We start from the raw sequence: 18,842 nt of genomic DNA, 5'->3' as shown, positions 1-18,842 counted from the left end.
CTTCGCGCGTCGCAGGAGATGATGATGAAAGCCTTCCAAAAAACCGCACTGGCCCTGCTGATGGGTTCCGTAGCCCTCGTCGGCTGCAGCAGTGACAACGACAACCCGCCGGTGGATCCGCCCGAGCCGCCGCCGGAGAACACCCCGCCGGTGGCCGCTGACGGCACCCGCATGACCGAAAGCAACCTGCCGATCACCATCAACCCCATGCTGCACGCCAGCGACGAGGATGAAGGGGACATCCTGACCCTGGCCGCGGCCACCGTGGACAACGGCGACCTGACCATCCAGGGCGATCGGATCCTCTTTGATCCCAAGGGCTACGTGGGTGAGGCTGCCATCGCCTACACCGTCAGCGACGGCACCGATGAGGCCACCGGCACCATCACCGTGGCCGTGGGTGAAGCCATCTTCGCCGGCAGCCAGAGCTGCCTGGGCTGCCACAGCAACCCCTCCCTGGGCGACATGCGCAGCCACCAGCTGCACGGTCACAACTTCAAGATCATGCAGATCGCCGATGACCAGGTGCCCGAGTTCCCCTACAGCGACGTCTCCGGTGCCCTGGAGCAGATCGACAACAACGGTGAGTCCACCGACAACACCCTGGGTACCCCGCAGACCTACGCCGACGTGAGCTACACCTCCGGTGGTTACGGCTGGAAACTGCGCTGGATGGACAAGGACGGTTACCTGGTGACCGGCTCCCAGGCCCAGCACAATATCCACGCCGAAGCCCTGGGCCTGGACGACCAGATCATGTCCAACTACAACGCCGGCTCCGTGGACAAGCCCTGGGATTGCGGCCACTGCCACACCACCGGCTGGAAGCCTTACGACGAAGCGCTCAACCCGCAGAAGCAGGACGACCTGCCCGGGATCTACGGCACCTTCGTGGCCGAAGGCGTGCAGTGTGAAAGCTGCCACGGTGCCGGTATCGAGCACACCAAGGCGCCGAGCAAGGACAACATCACCCGCTTCGCCACTCCGCGTCTGACCGCGGATCTGCAAAGTGAAGCCATGGGCTATGGCCAGCCGGTGCACTGCGCCGAATGTCACACCCGTGATGGCGACCGTAACCACAAGAACGGCTACGAGAGCAGCTTCAACAAGGCGTTCCCGGAAGGGCCCGAGTACGGCGCTCGTGTGATGGTGCGCAGCGGCCTGCCCCGCCACCACCAGACCCACGATGAGCTGATGGCCATCGATCCGGTCAGCGGCGAGATCACCGGCAAGCACTACGAGAAGTTCCCCATCTACTACGGGGCCGAAAACGCCTGTGCGGTCTGCCACGACACCCACAAGTCCACCCTGAACCAGGATGAAGCCATCCATCAGGGCGCGGTGAAGGCCTGTACCGATTGCCACAGCGGCGACCACGCGGTGGAGTTCAACTCCACGCTGCACGCCAACTTCGAGTGCACCACCTGTCACATGCCCGAAGTGGTGAAGAACGCCACCTCCGGTTACGTCACCGGTGAGGGCCGCCCCACTGCCGAGCTGCGCGGTGACATCCGCATCCACACCTTCGCCATCGACCTGTACAACGAACAGGGCCAGCTGGTGGACGCGGACGCCAAGGACACTCACATGTTCCCCTACCTGCAGCAGCGCTTTGCCTGTGGTCAGTGTCATGCCGAGGCGGACGATTACGCCCAGAAGCTGATGCAGAACCACGACGGCAAGATGCACAAGTAATTCACTCCCTCCCTGCAAAGAAAAAGCGGCCCCTCGGGGCCGCTTTTATTGTTTCTGCGCGGGGCTCAGTTGAGGCTTACCGGCCCCGTCACCTCTTTGAGGCTGAGCTGGCCGGAGCCGCCCTCCACCAGGGTGAAACCGCCGACATGGCGCACCCGGATGTCGCCGGAGCCGTCGTCGACGGTGACAACTCCGTCCACCTTTTCGACGCTCAGGTTGCCCGAGCCGTCCTCGATGCGCGCCGCTCCCGCCACCTCGACGATAGCCAGATCCCCGGAGCCATCGTCGACCTCCAGGTCCCCGCCGATGCGGCTCACCCACAGGTTGCCGCTGCCATCTTCAATGGTGGCCGACCCGGTCACATTGCGCACCCGGGCATCGCCGGAGCCGTCGTCCAGCACCAGGCGACTGCCGCCGTCGATCACCAGGTTGCCGCTGCCGTCCTCCACGGACAGGGCGCCGGTCATGCCGAGGATCTCCAGATCCCCACTGCCGTCGTCCACGGTCAGATCCAGACCGGCGGGCGCCTTGACCACCAGATCGATGCGGGGGGAGTCGCGCCAGCAGCCCATGGTGCTGTGCTGAGTGGCGGTCAGTACCGCGGTATCGCCGCGGCGCTCCAGGCGAAAATCGTGATCCTCCGCCTCCGGGCCGGTGCTGTAGAGGGTGGCCTCGACGCTGATCTCACTGCGCCCCGGCTCGCCGAAGATCAGCAGCTGGCCGGCGTCCGCCTTCACCTCGAACCGGCGAAGGTCCGAGGCGCTGAGCAGCAGGACCTCCTCGGTCTGGTAATCGGCGCTTTGGCAGCTGCTGCCATCGAGGTGGATGACGCAGCCAGAGAGCAGCAGGGGCAGGGCCAGCATCGGGGTCCATCGAATCATTGGGCTTTCCTTAATTGGGTTGAAAATGACGGTGGTGGCCAAAGACAAAGCAAGAGCCGGGCCAGAGAAACAACCCTTTATTTATCAACCGGATAAAAATTGGCGAGCGGCGAGCTGTGGTCAAAGGGCCCACCGGTTGGTTGAATCCCCCACCGGCGGGCTCGGGTTCAGACCGCGCCTTCCAGCGCCTCCTCCTGGGGCGGGGCCACCGTGGCGGCGGCCTTGCGCTCCTGGTGCCGGGCCCGCAGGGCCAGCAGCGCCGGGGTCAGCACCAGGGTCAGCACGGTGGCAAAGGCCAGGCCGCCGGCCACCGTGGTGGCCAGCTGGCTCCACCACTGGGTGGAGGGCCCACCCACCTCGACCACCCGGTGGATGAGGTCGATGTTGGTCTCCAGCACCATGGGCATCAGACCCAGGATGGTGGTGATGGTGGTGAGCATCACCGGACGCAGACGCTGGGCACCGGTGCGCAAGATCGCCTCGTGGGCGGCGATCCCCTGGGCCCGCAACACGTTGTAGGTGTCGATAAGCACAATGTTGTTGTTCACCACGATCCCCGCCAGGGCGATGATCCCCAGGCCACACATGACGATATTGAACGGCTTGCCGGCGATCATCAGCCCCAGCAGTACCCCGGCGGTGGAGAGCAGCACCGCGGTCAGGATAAGAAACGCCTGGTAGAAGCTGTTGAACTGGGTCACCAGGATCACCGCCATGATGAACAGGGCCACCAGGAAGGCGTTGACCAGGAACTGCTGGGACTCCGCCTGCTCCTCGTTCTCACCGGTGAAGCTGGCCTCCACCGAGGGGTGCAGCTTCAGCTCCGGCAAGCGAGCCTGCAGCTCGGGCATCACGTCCCCGAGCTGGACGCCGGGGGCCAGATCCGCCTTGATGGTCATCACCCGGCGGCCGTCGATGCGTCGGATGCTGTCCACCTTGGGGGCGGCGGTGCGCTCGACAAAGTTGGACACCGGCACCTGGCCATAGGGGGTGTTGAGGCGCAGCTGATCGAGCCGCAGGATGTGACGTTTGTCGGCGGGGAAGCGGGCGCGGATGTCCAGCTCCTCGTCGGCGTCGTCGGGGCGGTACTCCCCCACCTTGAGGCCGGAGGTGACAAACTGCACCGTGTTGCCCACGGCGGTGGCGTCGGCGGCGAAACGGGCCGCCTTGGAGCGGTCCACCAACAGTTGCCACTCGATGCCGGGCTTGGAGCCGGTGTCCTCCAGGTTGAGGAAGCGGCCGTCCGCCGCCAGCTCACGGCGCACCTTGCGCACCGCGTCGTTCAGGGCATCGGGCAGGCGCGAGGCCAGCTCCAACTGCAGCGCCTTGCCGGAGGAGGGACCGTTCTGGTCCTTGCGCACCTCGATCTCCAGCCCCGCCAGGCCCTCCAGCCGTTCACGGATCCGCGGCAGCAGATTGTCCGCGGTCTCCCGCTGGTCCCACTCCACCAGGTTCAAGCGGATGTAGCCGATGCGATCACCGCCGTCGGTGCGGGCGTAGAGGGTTTCCAGCTCCGGCATGTCCGACAGCCGGGATTCCACCCGCTTCATCAGCCGGTCCTTCTCGTGGATGGAGAGATCGCCGTAGCCGCGCACAAAGAGGTTGAGCCCCGAGGGCTCCACCTTGGGGAAAAACTCGGTGCCGTGGTTGAACTGGGTGTAGGCGCCGATGATAAGGCCCAGCCCCAAAAAGACGCTGCCCAGCACCTTCCAGGGGTGGCGGATCGCCCGGTCCAGCATCCGCACGTAACGGCCGGACAGCCCGGGCAAGGTGGTGATGTCGCCGGCTTCCGCCTGCAGGATCGCCCGGCGTTGCCCCTCACTCAAAGGCAATGGCTGACCGAACACGCCCCCCAGGGTGGGCACAAAGATGAGCGCCATCAGCAACGAGGCGGTCAGGGTGGCGATCAGGGTCAGGGGGAAGAACTTCATGAACTCGCCCATGATCCCGGGCCAGAACATCAGCGGGGCGAAGGCCGCCAGGGTGGTGGCGGTGGAGGCGATGATGGGCCAGGACATCCGCTGGGCCGCCTCGGCGTAGGCGCGCTTGCGCGGTGCCCCCTCGCTCATCCGCCGGTCGGCGTACTCGGTGACCACGATGGCGCCGTCCACCAGCATCCCCACCGCCATGATCAGCGCGAACAGCACCACGATGTTCACCGTCAGCCCCATGGTGGCCAGGATCAGAATGCCGGTGAGGAAGGATCCGGGGATCGCCAGCCCCACCAGGGCGGCACTGCGCGCCCCCAGGGCGGCGATCACCACGATCACCACCAGCAGGATGGCGGAGAGCACGTTGTTCTGCAGATCGGTGAGCATGCTCTCGACGTCCTCGGACTGGTCGCCGGTGTAGGTCACCTCCAGGGCCTGGGGCCACTGACCCTGGGCCGCCGCCATCATCGCTTTCACCTTGGCCACGGTGGAGATGATGTTCTCCCCGGGGCGCTTCTTGACCTCCAGCGACAACGCCGGCTGCTGATTGAGACGGGCGAAGGAGTTGGGATCCTTGAAGCTGCGGCGCACCGTGGCGATGTCACCGACGGTGACCACCTGGTCCCCCTGCACCTTCACCGGCAGCTCCAGGATGTCCTTCAGCGACTCGAACACCGAGGGCACCTTGATGGCGAAGCGGCCCTCGCCGGTGTCCATGGTGCCGGCGGGCACCAGGCGGTTGGAGCGGGCCACCAGGGTGGCGATGTCCCCCACCTCCAGCTGGTAGCTCTCCAAAAGCAGCGGATCGATGAGGATCTCCAGCAAATCTTCGCGATCGCCGCCGATCTCCACCTCCAGCACCTCCGGCAGGGACTCCAGCTTGTCCCTCAGGGTGCGGGCGATCTGCACCAGGGTGCGCTCGGGGATGGGGCCGGAGAGGGTCACGGTGATCACCGGGTTCTCCTCCGCCAGGGTCACCTCGTGCACCGTCGGCTCCTCGGTGTCCGCCGGCAGCTTGGCCTTGGCCAGGGTCACCTTGTCCCGCACGTCCGCCAGCGCCACCTTGGGATCGAAGCCGGCGTCGAACTCCATCACCAGGCTGGCGTGGCCCTCGGCGGCGGTGGCCCGCAGCTCATCGATCCCCTCGATGCTGCGCAGCTCCTGCTCCATTGGGCGCACCAGCATCCGCTCGGCGTCCTCCGGGGAGATCCCGTCGTGGACGATGGAGACGTAGATCACCGGGATGGTGATGTCCGGCTCGGACTCCTTGGGGATGCTGCGGTAGGTCATGCTGCCGGCGATCAGCAGCAGGACAAAGACCATCAATACACTGCGGCTGCGCGCCAGGGCGGCGGCGATCACCCCGGTCATTGACCCGCCTCCTCGTAGTGCACGTCAACCGGATCGCCGTGACGGACAAAGCCCTGACCCACGGTGATCAGGGTAACCTCATCGGGCACACCGCCGGTCCAGATCCCGTCGCCGTCCGCCTTGACCACCTCGATGGGCAGGAAGCTGACCCTGTCCTGCTCCACGGTCTTGATCCCCAGATTGCCCAGCTCGTCCAGGGCCAGCAGAGCCGGGGTAATGTAGATTGCTTTGCGGGACTCCAGGGGCACGTTGAGCTCGGTGCTTTTGCCCGCCCGCAGTCGGCCATCGGGGTTGGGCAGGGCCACCTCGATGCGGAAAGTGTTGGTGCCCTCGGTGGACACCGAGGCGATGTAGCGGACGGTGCCCTCCACCGGGGCGTCGCCGATAAAGCTGGCGTAGGCGGTCTGGCCCACGGAGAGGCCCACCACGTCGATCTCGGTGATCTGGGCGTTCACCACCAGGGGGTCGAGATCCGCCACCATGCCGATGGGATCGCCGATGGCCAGGTAATCCCCCTGCTCCACCACGCGGTCGTTGAACACGCCGTCAAAGGGGGCGCGCACCGTGGTGTGGGCTAGGTCCAGCTCCAGCCGTTTCACTTCGGCTCGGGCTTTGACCAGCTCGGTCTCCACCTCCGCCTGGCGCAGGCGCCCCTGCAGCCCCTGCTGGGCCAGTTTCAGGCTGGCGTCGAAGTCGATCTGTCGTTGATTGAGCTCCGCCTGGGCCCGGGCCAGTTGCTGGGGTAGATCCCGCTGGTGCAGCTGCACCAGGGGTTGGCCGGCGCGCACCCGGGCACCCCGCTCCGCCAGCACCTCCAGCACCCGCCCCTTCACCTCGGCCCTCAGGGTGGCCATGCGGTCCGGCTCGGTGCGGCCGTAGAGGTTCACCTCCCGCATCACCGTCTGGGCTTGTACCTTGCGCCCGGTCACCTCGGTGGCCTGCTCCTCGGTGGCGGTCGTGGCGGCCTTGGCCTGCTCGGGCTGGTTACCGATGCCGGACAGGATCCAGGCGGCCAACGCCAGGGCAATGACGGCGGCCAGGACGTAGGGGTGACGGGCAAGGGACATGAAAAACTCCGGGGAAAGAAAAAACTGCCTGCAGGATAAGCTTCGTCGCCGCAAAGCGAAACACAAGTTTGTTACTTTTATTTAACAGCTCCGTCAGCAGATTGCACCACCGCCCCCGACCACACCCACCGCTTTGACAAGCACGCCGGTTTTTCGCACAGTGGAGATTCGACACTGGACGTTAAAACACTTTGAAAAACATACGGATATGAATGCAGTTTTCCTAAATGCCCGCCGCACGCTGGCCCTGACCCTCACCCTGTTTCTCACTACCCCCGCCCAGGCCCAGGACCCGGATCAGGTCTACCAGGCCTTCGGCGAGTACCAGCAGGCCCTGGCCGCCGACGACCCGGTGCAAACCGCCGAACACGCCGAGCGGGCCTATCACCTGGCCCAGGTCCACTTTGCCGATGACGACGTGCAAACCGCCATGCTGGCGATGAACTGGGGCTCGGCCCTGGAGGCCCTGAGCCAACATCGGCCGGCGGATAGGGACGACGCGCTCTACCAAGCGCATCGACAGGCTCACCTGGAGATGGCTCAGCAGGCCTATCGCGAGGCCATTGCCCACTACGAAACCGCCCTGGGCCCACAGGCTCTTGAGCTGGTGGACCCACTGTTGGCCTCGGCGCGCCTGGCCTCGACGCCCAAAGAGAAGACCAAAGCCTTCGACCGTGCCCTGACGCTGACCCACGCCAATCCCCTGCTGAAGGCGGAGATCGGCATCCAGGCGTACGACGCCCTGCACGCCACCTCCGAGCGTTCGCAGCAGCGCCAGGCCAAGCGCTACCTCAACCAGGCCCTGGGGCTCTACCAGGCGCAGCTGCCCGAGAACGACGTGCGTCTGATCAACGCCCGCTATCGCCAGGGACAACTGCACTACGCCCAAGGAGAGCGGGTGCTGGCCAGTGAAGTGCTGGAGCAGGTGGTGGCCCAATACGACGGGCTGGATTACTCCCACCCGATCGCCCTGAGCGCCCGCACTCTGCTGGTGGACCTGTACGAACGCCGCGGCAAACGGGCCCAGGCCACGGCCCACTGCGTGGCCATTGGCCAGATGCGCCCCTGGAGCGAGAACCAGGAACAGGCACCGCTGTTTCGGGTGGCCCCGGGCTACCCGACGGAGATGGCCCGCCGCGGCAAGGAGGGGATGGTGATCCTGGATCTGGTGATCGACGCGCAGGGTTTCGTGGCCGAGTCCCGGGTGCGCGAGTCCACCGGCGGCAAGGCGTTTGAACGCAGCGCCATCAAGGCCCTGGAGGGCTGGCGCTACGCCCCCAGGTTTGAAGACGGCGAGCCGGTGGCGGCCGAAACCATGGTGCGACTGGATTTCAGCCTGAACCGCGGCCGCTCCTGAACCGGCGTTCTCGGTCAGGATCAAAAACGCCCCGCAATGCGGGGCGTTTTTCTGGGATTCGGTTTGCGCTTAGATGGAGAAGGAGGCACCGCAACCACAGGTGGTGGTGGCGTTAGGGTTGTTGACGAAGAAGCGGCTGCCCTCCAGCCCCTCGGTGTAATCCACCTCACCGCCCACCAGGTACTGCAGGCTCATGGAGTCCACCAGCAGGGTCACGCCCTCTTTCTCGATGGTGAAATCCCCTTCGTTCACCTTCTCGTCGAAGGTAAAGCCGTATTGGAACCCGGAGCAACCGCCACCGGTCACGTAGACCCGCAGCTTGAGATTGGGATTCTCCTCCTCCGCCAGCAGGGTCTTGACCTTGGTGGCAGCGGCATCGGAAAACTTAATGGGCATGGCTTGTTCGGCGGCGACTGTCATCTTTACCTCTCAACGTTCAGCCCGGCGATTATCCAATACCCGACCAAAGCATTCAAGCTTTGACCCTCATTGTCCGTCGGTCAGCTGGGCCAGTGTGGGCTGGCTCACCAAATCACTGAAGGGGTAGCTGGTCTCGGTGGAGGCGGCCCGCTGGCCACTGGAGGCGGAGACCCGCACCTGAACCACCAGGCGCTCGGGCATGAAATCCGCCGGCAGGGAGAAGTCGCTCTCAATCTGCTGGAAGTAGCGGAAGGAGAAGCGCAGGGCGTCGTTCTCCACCCCCATGGCGGTCAGGTTGCGGCTCACCGGCTGCCCCCGTTCGCTGCCGTGCAGGGTCAGGGTCACGTTGCCCTTGGCGAAGCGCTTGCGGATTTTCTGCTGGGTCAGCACCAGGCGGAACCGGAAGCGGTCGGCGTCGGCGGTTTCATCCAGCACGAAGTCGTGGATCTGCACGCCGTCGGCGCTCTTCTCCGGTGCCATGATGTTGCGGTAGAAGGCCAGCTCCGTCTCCAGCGCCTGCATCTGCTCGCGCTGACGGGCCATCATGTCGCGGGTTTCCAACTGGCTCTGATGCTCCATCCGGATCTCCAGCGCCCGGGTGGCCAGCTCCTTCTCCAGGGTCAGGCGCTGTTTGGCCCAGGCCTTCTTCTGGTCCTGGTAAAGATCCACCTGCTGGTGCAGTGCCCACTGCTCCAGGTAACCGATGCCATAGCCCACCAGGATGAAGCCCAGGGCCGCCAGCAGCAGCACCAGTCCCCGGGGCTTAAAGCGCTGCTCGAAGTGGCTCAGTGCGTGCCAGCGGTGCTTCCATTTTTGCATCATTATCTTCTACTTATCTTTACCAGTGGTATCATCACCCCATCCCCGACCGAACCGCAGACGCCATGCTCGCCGACTACAAGTTCAAGCTGTCCAGCGCCCGAATCAGCCTGCATCTTTGCCTGCTGGGGCTGCTGGTCGGCGCCCTGGCAAGCGGCCTGATCGTGCTCTTCCAGTTGTCGGTTTCCGGACTGCAACACCTTGTATTGATTGAGTCTGGCGATTTTACCGGGCTGCCGATGTGGATGCGAGCGGCACTGCCCATTCTGGGCGCCGGGGTCATCTACCTTCTGGTCAGCCGCACCGATACCGCGTACCGGCGGATGGGCATCGCCTACGTCATCCACCGGGTCAAGTGCCACTACGGCCGCATCTCCCTCACCAGTGGGGTGGGCCAGTTCGTCCACGCCGTGGTCGCCCTGGCCTGCGGATTCTCCGTGGGTAAGGAGGGGCCGGCGGTACACATCGGTGCCACGGCCGCCACCATGATGTCCAAGCGCTGGGAGCTGCCGGACAACACCATGCGGATCCTCTCATCCTGCGGCATAGCGGCCGGGATCGCCGCCATCTTTAATACACCGCTCGCCGGTGTGATCTTCGTCCTGGAAGTGGTGCTGCGGGATTACAAGATCCACTACTTCCTGCCCATCATGCTGGCGGCCATCATCGGTGCCATCATCTACCGCACCGTGTTTGGCGACATCCACGTCTACAGCCACCTGGAGCTGGTGCGGATCCCGCTGGACCAGTACCCCACCCTGCTGATGTTCGGCCTGGTGCTGGGGATCGTCGCCGCGCTGTTCAACCACTCGCTGTTGCTGGTGACCCGCAAGGCCAGCACCCTGGATCTGGGCACCCGCTTTGCCATCGCCGGGGTGGCCACCGCCCTGATTGCCGTGGTGGTGCCCGGCGCCATGGGCGGCGAGTACAGCGCCGTGACCCTGGCCCACTCCCACAACGCCACCATCCTGGGCCTGCTGGTGCTGCTGGTGGCCAAGGCTCTGGCCACCATCGCCGCCATTGGCCTGGGGATCCCCGGTGGCCTGATTGGCCCGCTGTACGGCATGGGCGCCCTGCTGGGGGCCATGGTGGCGCTGATCCTCAGCCCCATGCTGCCGCAACTGGAGGCCTACCAGGGGATCTACGCCGCCATCGGCATGACCGCCCTGATGGGGGTCTGCCTCAACGCCCCCATGGCCTCCCTGCTGGCCCTGGTGGAGCTGACCGACGATGCCTCGGTGATCCTGCCCTTCCTGCTGGTGACCCTGCCGGCCTTCCTGCTGGCCCACGAGGGCCTGGGGGCCCGGGCCATCTTCCTGCGTCAGCTCGACATCATGGGGCTGGAGTACCGGGTCCCGCCCCTGGAACAGGCGCTGCAGAAAACCGGGGTGCTGGCACTGATGAGCCGGGACATCGTGCTGGCCCGCCCTGGTCTGGCGGACGACGAGCTGCTGGAGCTGCTCAAAAGCGCCGACCAGCACCGTCTGCTGCGGTCCACCGAAGAGGGGCAGGAGCTGATCACCCTGCACGCCGACTTCACCGACCACAGCAACAGCGCCCTGAAACAGGAGCCGGTGCCCGGCCTGCCCACCCGGGCCACCCTGGCGGAGGTGTACCGGCTGCTGGAGCCCAAGCGCGGTGGCGCCGTCTACATCTACCTGGACAACCCGGACACGCCGGTGGGGCTGATCACCTGGCCCATGCTGCACAAGTTCTTCCGCGGCGGCGAGGTGTGATCCTCTCAGGCGGATAACCAAACCCCCTTGGGTTATCGCCGGGGGTTATCCGGGGTTTGACGACAAGAGGCGAATTCTATTCAATGGGTTAGGTAACGACTTGGCCTTAAAGCACGGAAGCCCCCATCGCCATGCGCTATCAAATCGACGACTTTATTCTCGACGTCCGTCACCACAGTCTTTATAGGGGCCAGACCCTGCTCAGCAGCGACGAACGCCTCATTCGCCTGCTGCAGCTGCTGATTGAACGGGCGCCGGAGCACCTGGACCAGGCCACTTTGCTGGCGGCCCTCTGGCCCGATACCCGGGTGAGCAACTGGTCCATCTCCCGCCTCATCTCCGACGCCCGCAAGTTGTTCAATGACGCCGGGGCCGACTTCCCGGTGATCCAGACGGTGCACGGCCGGGGCTACCGCCTGGCCAGCGAAGCCCAGGCTCGCCAGGTGCCCTTGCCCGAGTCCCCCAGCGCCCCCGAGCCGATGCCTGCCCCGGAGCAACCCTCAGCGCCACGCCGCCCACTGTGGGCCGCGGCCATCGCGCTGCAGCTGGTGGTGCTGGTCCTGCTGGGCTGGCTTATCCTGGAGCGCAGTGAAGCACCGCTCAAGATCGGTGAGATCCACAACCCGGTGGCCCGGGTGCTCTGGGTGGACGATCACCCGGAGAACAACGCCGAGGAGCGACACCGCTTGCAGCAGCAGTCCGTCGCCGTCTACACCACCACCTCCAGCCACGAGGCGAAGATGCTGCTGGCGATGTACCAGTACGACGTCATCATCTCCGACATGGGTCGGGCCGGGGATCCCCTGGCGGGACTCAAACTGGTGGAGACCCTGCGCCAACAGGGCAACGACACCCCCTACCTGATGTACACCATCCTGCCCTCCGAGGCACAGCGCCGCCTGGTGTTGGAGCACGGGGCCCAGGGGGTGGCGGTGGACGCCGACAACCTGTTCCAGATGCTGTCCCAATATATGCCTGTAACACTTTAAAAAATAACGACTCACTCCAAACAGCAGCCTCTAAGCCATTGTTTTTTATCGACTTCATTATTTTTCAAAAACTTTCAAAGACAAAATCACATCCGAATGCGTATATATCAGTGTGTCAGGCGCGGAGGGCATGCCCTCCCTGCCCAGCTTCGGCGACAACCGACGGGCAGGCACGCCATCCCAACCTGGCGAGCGCAACTTTCCCGGCCAGCAGGACGTTCCTCCGTCTGCTGGCTTTTTTTTGCCCTTTGCCCGCAACTTCATTGCGCCGGATCACAGCTTGCCCACCCGTTCGCTAAGCAGATGAATTGAGTCCGGTTCCCCGCCCCGGCGCCCCTTGCGCCCATCGCCCACGGCGGTATAATCCTCCGAAAAATGGCCACAGCAGGACAAAAAATGAACCGACACGTTGCCCCGCGCACCCAGTGCCGTCCGCCGGCCTTCGGTTCTCTCTCTATTTGCTGTGGTCACGAAAAAAGCCTCCTTTTTTAAGGGGGCTTTTTTTGAATAACACCCACACCCTACAGGCCTACCGGGAGCACATGTCATGGCGAGTTCGCTGTACAAGAAGCACATCATCTCCATTCCGGAGCTCAGCCGCGCTGAGCTGGAACTCATTGTCGAGACCGCCGGCACGCTCAAAGCCGAGCCCAACCCCACCCTGCTGAAGAACAAGGTGGTGGCCAGCTGCTTCTTCGAACCCTCCACCCGCACCCGCCTCTCCTTTGAAACCGCGGTCCAGCGCCTGGGCGGCAGCGTCATCGGCTTCGACAGCGGCGGCAACACCTCCCTGGCCAAGAAGGGGGAGACCCTGTCCGACTCGGTGCAGGTGATCAGCTCCTACGTGGACGCCTTCGTGATGCGCCATCCCCAGGAGGGCGCCGCCCGTTTGGCCAGCGAATACTCTAACGGTGTCCCGGTGATCAACGGCGGCGACGGCGCCAACCAGCACCCCTCCCAGACTCTGCTGGATCTCTTCTCCATCTACGAGACCCAGGGCCGGCTGGATAACCTCAACGTCGCCTTTGTCGGCGACCTCAAGTACGGCCGCACCGTCCACTCCCTGACCCAAGCCCTCTCCAAGTTCAACAACGTCACCTTCTACTTCATCGCACCGGACGTGTTGGCGATGCCCGACTACCTGTGCGAAGCGCTGGACGAGGCCGGGATCCAGTACCACGAGCTGACCAGCATGGACGAGGTGGTCCCCCAGCTGGACGTGCTCTACATGACCCGGGTGCAGAAGGAGCGCTTCGACGAGTCCGAGTACGCCCACGTCAAATCCGCCTACATCCTCTCTGCTGCCACCCTGAAAGGCGCCCGGGCCAACCTCAAGGTGCTGCACCCCCTGCCGCGGGTGGATGAGATCACCGTCGATGTGGACGCCACCCCCCACGCCTACTACTTCCAGCAGGCGGAGAATGGCATCTACGCGCGCCAGGCCCTGCTGGCCCTGGTCCTCAACGAATCCCTGTAATGGAGCCCCTCGACATGACCAAAGACAACAAACTCCAGGTGGAAGCCATTAAGAACGGTTCGGTGATCGACCACATCCCGGCCCACAGCGGCATCAAGGTGCTGCGCCTGTTTCAGCTGCACAAGTCGGAAAACCGCATCACCATCGGCCTGAACCTGCCCTCCTCCGCCCAGGGCAGCAAGGATCTCATCAAGATTGAGAACCTCTTTATCGGCGAGGAGCTGGCCAACCAGCTGGCGCTGCTGGCCCCCAACTGCACCGTCAACCAGATCGAGAACTACGAGGTGGTGCGCAAGCTGCAGCTCTCTTTGCCGGAGCAGGTCACCGGCGTGTTCCAGTGCCCCAACAGCAACTGCATCACCCACAGCGAACCGGTGCAGACCCGCTTTACCGTGGCCAGCAAGGGCGACAGCATCAAGCTCAAGTGCCACTACTGCGAGAAGGCCTTCACCCGGGAGAGCATGACCGAGCGACGCTGAGCGCTCGACCCCGCCAAGGCGCCCACCGGGCGCCTTTTTGCTGGTTTTCCACCGCCCTGTGATCACGCCGCTTGATCATCCCGGTCAAATGATGACACTCTCCCCTGCACAGGACGGCAACCCCATTGCGCGGGCCAACGCCCCGTGGTCGGGTGACACCCCGACCGCGTCGAACCGCACCCTTTGGTGGGCCGGCCACCGCGCCGGCTAGAGAGGATCCAGTAAGGAGAACCATGAACCGCAGCGAATCCCTGTTTGATCAGGCCCAGAAAACCATCCCCGGCGGCGTAAACTCCCCGGTTCGCGCCTTTAAAGGTGTGGGCGGCACCCCGGTATTCATCGACAGCGCCGACGGCGCCTACCTGTTCGACGTCGACGGCAAGCGCTACATCGACTACGTCGGTTCCTGGGGCCCGATGATCCTGGGTCACAACCACGACAGCATCCGCAACGCCGTGATCGAAGCGGCCCACAAGGGCCTCTCCTTCGGCGCCCCCACCCAGTCCGAGGTGGAGATGGCGAACCTGGTCTGCAAGCTGCTGCCCAGCGTTGAGCAGGTGCGGATGGTGAACTCCGGCACCGAAGCCACCATGAGCGCCCTGCGCCTGGCCCGTGGCTTCACCGGCCGCGACAAGTTCATCAAGTTCGAAGGCTGCTACCACGGCCACGCCGACTGCCTGCTGGTGAAAGCCGGCTCCGGCATGCTGACCTTCGGCGAGCCCACCAGCCCGGGCGTGCCGGCGGACTTCGCCAAGCACACCCTGACCGCCGACTACAACGATCTGGACAGCGTTAAGGCCCTGTTCGAGTCCAACCCGGGCGAGATCGGTGCCATCATCCTGGAGCCGGTGGCCGGTAACATGAATTGCATCCCGCCGGTAGAAGGCTTCCTGGAAGGCCTGCGTGCCCTGTGTGACGAGCACGGTGCCCTGCTGATCATCGACGAGGTGATGACCGGCTTCCGCGTCTCCCTGACCGGTGCCCACGGCCACTACGGCGTGACCCCGGACCTGGTGTGCCTGGGTAAGGTGATCGGCGGCGGCATGCCGGTGGGCGCCTTCGGTGGCCGCGCCGACGTGATGGCCCACCTGGCCCCCAACGGCCCGGTGTACCAGGCCGGCACCCTGTCCGGTAACCCGGTGGCCATGGCCGCGGGCCTGGCCCAGCTGGAAGTGCTGCAGCAGCCTGGCCTGTACGACGAGCTGACCGCCAAGACCGAGACCCTGATCCACGGCTTCAAGGCCGCGGCGGACAAGCACGGCGTGCCGATGGCGATCAACACCGTGGGCGGCATGTTCGGCTTCTTCTTCACCGAAGAGCAGAACATCAGCTCCTTCGCCCAGGTCTCCCGCTGCAACATGGACCACTTCAAGGCATTCTTCCACGGCATGCTGGACGAGGGCGTGAACCTGGCCCCCTCCGCGTTCGAAGCCGGCTTCCTCTCCATGGCGCACTCCGACGAGGACATCGCCGAGACCATCGCCGCCGCCGACCGCGTACTGGCCAAGATTGCCGCCGCCTAAGCGCTGAAGCAGTCGATCAAAAAAGCCGCCCTTTGGGGCGGCTTTTTTTGTGGGTGTCGGCGGGCTTAGAAGGCGTATCGGATGCCGATGGCGCCGTCCACGCCGAACTTGGCGCTGTCGTCGAAGTCCAGGTCCGGGGCGATCTGCACAAAGGCGTCCCAGCGGTTGTTGAGGTGGAACTCCAGGCCGAAGGGCACTCGTACCCCGTAGCCGTCATCCCAACCGACGAAGGCACCGCCGCCCACGTACCAGCTCACCGGGATCTCCTCCACCTGGGTAACGGCGCCTCGGGCGAACAGGTAATCCACCGCCACCCCGTCGTTGCCGATAAAGGCGTTCAGCTTGTTGTCGAACTGCATCAGCACGCCAAAGCCCTGGTCGTAACCAAAGCCCCCCTCAATGCGCGCCTGGGCTGAAACGGAGGTCAGGGCCAGGGCCGCCGCCAGGGCGGTAAGCGAGAGTGTTTTCATGGGAAGCGTCCCTCAATCTATCAAAAAGTGTGCAGAATCTACCTCTGTCGGCGCCCGCTGCCAAGGTTTCGTGGCCATTTTTTCGCCCTGACACGAACCCCATTCAGTTCAAGTTGGGTTCAAACGCCGGCGAATGCATCCGCTGGATTGCCGACTTTGCGCCTCCTTGCCTATGGTTTACTCAAGACAAGATCTCGCCCATTTTCAAGGCGACATCAGGCGCTTAAGGATAAACCCCCATGTACGCAGAACTGGCGCTGCTCGGTGTGCTCGTCTTCCTCTACGCCGGGGTCAACGGCCGCATGGCCCGCGGATGGGTCTCCGGGCCCATGGTGTTCGTCGCCGCCGGTTTTTTGTTCGGCCCCGCTGTGATGGGCTGGTTCCAGGGCGACATCGAGCGCGAAGAGCTGCACCTGCTGACCGATCTGACCCTGGCGCTGATTCTGTTTACCGACGCCGCCAACGCCGATCTCACCACCCTGCGCCGCCGCTTTGCCATCCCCGCCCGCATGCTGTTGCTGGGCCTGCCGGGGGTGATGCTGCTGGGCTTTGTGCTGGCCGCCGCGCTGTTTGAGAACCTGACCCTGTTGGAGGCGGGGATCCTCGGGGTGATGCTGGCCGCCACCGACGCGGCCCTGGGCAAGGGGGTGTTTGCCAACCCGGCGGTGCCGGCGCCGGTCCGGGAGGGGCTCAACACCGAAAGCGGCCTGAACGACGGTCTCTGCGTGCCCTTCTTGCTGCTGCTCCTGGCCCTGGAGAGCGGCAGCATCGAAGGGCTGGGGGATGGCCAGGCCCTGGCGCTGTTCGCCGAGGAGCTGGGGATTGGCTTGCTGGTGGGCCTGGGGGGCACCGCCCTGGCGGGGAGTTTCCTGCGTTTTTGCCATCGACGGGGCTACCTGGAGGAGTTGTGGCTCTTTATCGCCGTGGCGGCCCTGGCCCTGGCGCTGTTCGCCACCGCCCAGAGCCTGCACGGCAGCGGCTACATCGCCGCCTTCTCCGGCGGCCTGCTGTTTGGTTACCTGGCCAAGGAGCACACCCACACCGCGGTGATCGGGGCCGAGGTGGATGGCGAAAGCCTGGCGATGCTCACCTGGTTTGTCTTTGGTGCCGCCGTGGTGGGCCACCTGTCCCCCACCCCCACTGTGCTGCTCTACGCCCTGGTCAGCCTCACCCTGGTGCGGATGCTGCCTATCTACCTCTGCCTGGCGGGCAGCGGCGAGTCCCGCTACAGCCGACTGTTCCTGGGCTGGTTTGGCCCCCGGGGGCTGGCCAGCATCGTCTTTACCCTGATTGTTCTGGACAGCGGCCTGCCTGGCGCTCCCTTTATCGCCAATGTGGTGGCCTGCACCGTGTTGCTGAGCCTGGTGCTCCACGGCATCAGCGCCAACCCACTGGCGGCGCGCTTTCGACAGCAGGAGTGAGCTGGCGCTGTTAAGCTTAGTTCGCGACGTCTAGGCCAAAGAGGCAAAGTATTGATGTTGAGGCACTTCATTGGAGCGCTCTTACTGACGCTCTGCGCGGCGACGAGCCATGCCGCGGCCGAGCCCCCCACCCTCTACCACGGTGGCACCATACTCACCATGGAGCGCGACACTCCGGAGGTGGCAGCGGTGGTGACCGAAGGCAAGCGGATCCTCTTCACCGGCTCGCTCGAGGAGGCCCAGTCACGGTATCCCGACGCCCGCAGCGCCAATATGGAGGGGCTGGTGATGCTGCCGGGGTTCATCGAATCGAAGCTGCACCCGGTGTTGGCGGCCATGGCACTGGACATGGTGGTGGTGGCGCCGGAGACCTGGACCCTGCCCAAGGGCACCTGGCCCGGGATGCAGTCCCAGTTCGATTTCCTGGCGGCGCTGAACGAGGCGGAGCGGGGGATGGTGGACCAGACCCAGACCCTATGGAGCTGGGGGTATCACCCGGATTACCACGGCCGGCTGAACCGGCGGATGCTGGATGGGCTCAGCAAGACCCGGCCCATCGGCGTCTGGCACTACGACACCCGCTCCATCATCATCAACTCGGTGCTGATCCAGCGCTTCGCCCTGGATAAGGACACCCCGGCGGCCTACCAGGAGGTGCTGACCGACGGCGTCATCGATTACGAGCAGGCGATGGTGTGGTTTCTGGAGCAGGTTAAAAGCGACATTGCCTCGCCCAGCCGACTGCAGCCGGGGCTGTCCCAGTTGGTGCGCTGGATGCAGCAGCGGGGCTTTACCGCCTACCGGGTGCCCGGGGCCCTGAAGCTGCCGGCCATCGCCACCACCTATCAGGCCCTGCTGCGTCAGCACCCCATCCCCCTCTACACCCACCTCAGTGGCGATACCGTCAACCGGGCCGCCGAGCCCGACCTGGCCCGGCCCAAGGCCTACTGGCTGGGGCTGGTGCCCGACGGGCCGGCAGACGAGATGGAGATCGAACAGGTGCTCAGGGATCTGACCCTGGACGCCGCCCGGGCCTGGGGGCGGGAGAGCGAGCTGGGCAGCATCAAGGCGGGCAAGGTGGCCAACTTCACCCTGCTGAACCTCAACCCCCTGACCCTGTCCGCCGAACAACTGCCCGAACTTCGGGTGCAGGGCACGGTATTCGAAGGGCGCCTGTACCGGGTGGCGCCCTCCATGGAGTGAGCC

15 protein-coding genes are annotated in these 18,842 nt (G+C 64.8%); 9 read left to right on the top strand and 6 right to left on the bottom strand.

Translation table 11 applies throughout. The features are described 5' to 3' along the window. Window positions 1-24: 24 nt before the first annotated feature. Window positions 25-1,695, top strand: coding sequence for an Ig-like domain-containing protein (locus KUV81_RS10005; RefSeq protein ID WP_222543725.1), 1,671 nt, complete (start codon window positions 25-27; stop codon window positions 1,693-1,695). A 65-nt stretch (window positions 1,696-1,760) separates the two neighbouring features. On the opposite strand, the gene KUV81_RS10000 is transcribed toward KUV81_RS10005, so the two are convergent. The 3 genes from KUV81_RS10000 to KUV81_RS09990 all read right to left on the bottom strand — a co-directional run bounded on the left by KUV81_RS10000 (window position 1,761) and on the right by KUV81_RS09990 (window position 6,945). Further along, window positions 1,761-2,576, bottom strand: coding sequence for a DUF4097 family beta strand repeat-containing protein (locus KUV81_RS10000; RefSeq protein WP_222543724.1), 816 nt, complete (start codon window positions 2,574-2,576; stop codon window positions 1,761-1,763). A gap of 167 nt (window positions 2,577-2,743) precedes the next feature. Next, a complete protein-coding gene (locus KUV81_RS09995; RefSeq protein WP_222543723.1) occupies window positions 2,744-5,878 on the bottom strand; it encodes an efflux RND transporter permease subunit in 3,135 nt (1,044 codons plus the stop codon). Then, window positions 5,875-6,945, bottom strand: coding sequence for an efflux RND transporter periplasmic adaptor subunit (locus tag KUV81_RS09990; protein ID WP_222543722.1), 1,071 nt, complete (start codon window positions 6,943-6,945; stop codon window positions 5,875-5,877). Before KUV81_RS09990 ends, KUV81_RS09995 begins: the two co-directional genes overlap by 4 nt. Window positions 6,946-7,153: 208 nt before the next feature. Between KUV81_RS09990 and KUV81_RS09985 the strand changes: the two genes are divergently transcribed. Further along, window positions 7,154-8,302, top strand: a complete 1,149-nt coding sequence (locus tag KUV81_RS09985) for an energy transducer TonB (protein ID WP_222543721.1) — start codon at window positions 7,154-7,156, stop codon at window positions 8,300-8,302. A gap of 69 nt (window positions 8,303-8,371) precedes the next feature. Here KUV81_RS09985 and erpA read toward each other — a convergent pair whose 3' ends face one another. Continuing rightward, window positions 8,372-8,722 carry an iron-sulfur cluster insertion protein ErpA gene (gene erpA, locus KUV81_RS09980; RefSeq protein WP_222543720.1) on the bottom strand — a complete coding sequence of 117 codons (351 nt, stop codon included), beginning with the start codon at window positions 8,720-8,722 and terminating at the stop codon, window positions 8,372-8,374. Window positions 8,723-8,788: 66 nt separating this feature from the next. Further along, a complete protein-coding gene (locus KUV81_RS09975) occupies window positions 8,789-9,541 on the bottom strand; it encodes a DUF6776 family protein (RefSeq protein ID WP_222543719.1) in 753 nt (250 codons plus the stop codon). A 65-nt stretch (window positions 9,542-9,606) separates the two neighbouring features. On the opposite strand from KUV81_RS09975, the gene KUV81_RS09970 reads away from it, so the two are divergent. From KUV81_RS09970 to hemL, 5 genes are all read left to right on the top strand, one after another. Next, complete coding sequence (locus tag KUV81_RS09970) at window positions 9,607-11,277, top strand: chloride channel protein (protein WP_222543718.1); 1,671 nt, start codon at window positions 9,607-9,609, stop codon at window positions 11,275-11,277. Window positions 11,278-11,408: 131 nt separating this feature from the next. After that, on the top strand, window positions 11,409-12,266 hold the full coding sequence (locus KUV81_RS09965) for a response regulator (RefSeq protein ID WP_222543717.1): 858 nt from the start codon (window positions 11,409-11,411) through the stop codon (window positions 12,264-12,266). Between the two features lie 547 nt (window positions 12,267-12,813). Beyond that, window positions 12,814-13,743 carry an aspartate carbamoyltransferase gene (pyrB, locus tag KUV81_RS09960; RefSeq protein ID WP_222543716.1) on the top strand — a complete coding sequence of 310 codons (930 nt, stop codon included), beginning with the start codon at window positions 12,814-12,816 and terminating at the stop codon, window positions 13,741-13,743. A 14-nt stretch (window positions 13,744-13,757) separates the two neighbouring features. Beyond that, a complete protein-coding gene (pyrI, locus tag KUV81_RS09955) occupies window positions 13,758-14,222 on the top strand; it encodes an aspartate carbamoyltransferase regulatory subunit (protein ID WP_222543715.1) in 465 nt (154 codons plus the stop codon). A gap of 233 nt (window positions 14,223-14,455) precedes the next feature. Beyond that, window positions 14,456-15,745, top strand: coding sequence for a glutamate-1-semialdehyde 2,1-aminomutase (hemL, locus tag KUV81_RS09950; protein ID WP_222543714.1), 1,290 nt, complete (start codon window positions 14,456-14,458; stop codon window positions 15,743-15,745). 65 nt (window positions 15,746-15,810) lie between these two features. Here the strand turns inward: hemL and KUV81_RS09945 are convergent, their stop codons facing one another. Continuing rightward, the gene (locus tag KUV81_RS09945; RefSeq protein ID WP_222543713.1) at window positions 15,811-16,215 is read right to left on the bottom strand and encodes a hypothetical protein; all 405 of its coding nucleotides are present in this window, start codon (window positions 16,213-16,215) and stop codon (window positions 15,811-15,813) included. A gap of 239 nt (window positions 16,216-16,454) precedes the next feature. Between KUV81_RS09945 and KUV81_RS09940 the strand changes: the two genes are divergently transcribed. Then, window positions 16,455-17,636 (top strand): cation:proton antiporter, encoded by a 1,182-nt coding sequence (locus tag KUV81_RS09940; protein WP_222543712.1) that lies wholly within the window; start codon window positions 16,455-16,457, stop codon window positions 17,634-17,636. A 54-nt stretch (window positions 17,637-17,690) separates the two neighbouring features. Continuing rightward, complete coding sequence (locus KUV81_RS09935) at window positions 17,691-18,839, top strand: amidohydrolase family protein (protein WP_222543711.1); 1,149 nt, start codon at window positions 17,691-17,693, stop codon at window positions 18,837-18,839. Window positions 18,840-18,842 lie beyond the last annotated feature (3 nt).

It is taken from the genome of Ferrimonas balearica, from assembly GCF_019802085.1.
Taxonomy (GTDB): Bacteria; Pseudomonadota; Gammaproteobacteria; order Enterobacterales; family Shewanellaceae; genus Ferrimonas; species Ferrimonas balearica_B.
The sequence above is the reverse complement of the archived record's forward strand: the minus strand, read 5'-3'. Positions and strand labels throughout refer to the sequence as shown.

Bases quoted from the DNA above. Each gene is read 5' to 3' on its own strand.
- KUV81_RS10005 (WP_222543725.1), top strand. From the start codon at position 25: ATGAAAGCCTTCCAAAAAACCGCACTGGCCCTGCTGATGGGTTCCGTA.
- KUV81_RS10000 (WP_222543724.1), bottom strand. From the start codon at position 2,576: ATGATTCGATGGACCCCGATGCTGGCCCTGCCCCTGCTGCTCTCTGGC.
- KUV81_RS09995 (WP_222543723.1), bottom strand. From the start codon at position 5,878: ATGACCGGGGTGATCGCCGCCGCCCTGGCGCGCAGCCGCAGTGTATTG.
- KUV81_RS09990 (WP_222543722.1), bottom strand. From the start codon at position 6,945: ATGTCCCTTGCCCGTCACCCCTACGTCCTGGCCGCCGTCATTGCCCTG.
- KUV81_RS09985 (WP_222543721.1), top strand. From the start codon at position 7,154: ATGAATGCAGTTTTCCTAAATGCCCGCCGCACGCTGGCCCTGACCCTC.
- erpA (WP_222543720.1), bottom strand. From the start codon at position 8,722: ATGACAGTCGCCGCCGAACAAGCCATGCCCATTAAGTTTTCCGATGCC.
- KUV81_RS09975 (WP_222543719.1), bottom strand. From the start codon at position 9,541: ATGCAAAAATGGAAGCACCGCTGGCACGCACTGAGCCACTTCGAGCAG.
- KUV81_RS09970 (WP_222543718.1), top strand. From the start codon at position 9,607: ATGCTCGCCGACTACAAGTTCAAGCTGTCCAGCGCCCGAATCAGCCTG.
- KUV81_RS09965 (WP_222543717.1), top strand. From the start codon at position 11,409: ATGCGCTATCAAATCGACGACTTTATTCTCGACGTCCGTCACCACAGT.
- pyrB (WP_222543716.1), top strand. From the start codon at position 12,814: ATGGCGAGTTCGCTGTACAAGAAGCACATCATCTCCATTCCGGAGCTC.
- pyrI (WP_222543715.1), top strand. From the start codon at position 13,758: ATGACCAAAGACAACAAACTCCAGGTGGAAGCCATTAAGAACGGTTCG.
- hemL (WP_222543714.1), top strand. From the start codon at position 14,456: ATGAACCGCAGCGAATCCCTGTTTGATCAGGCCCAGAAAACCATCCCC.
- KUV81_RS09945 (WP_222543713.1), bottom strand. From the start codon at position 16,215: ATGAAAACACTCTCGCTTACCGCCCTGGCGGCGGCCCTGGCCCTGACC.
- KUV81_RS09940 (WP_222543712.1), top strand. From the start codon at position 16,455: ATGTACGCAGAACTGGCGCTGCTCGGTGTGCTCGTCTTCCTCTACGCC.
- KUV81_RS09935 (WP_222543711.1), top strand. From the start codon at position 17,691: ATGTTGAGGCACTTCATTGGAGCGCTCTTACTGACGCTCTGCGCGGCG.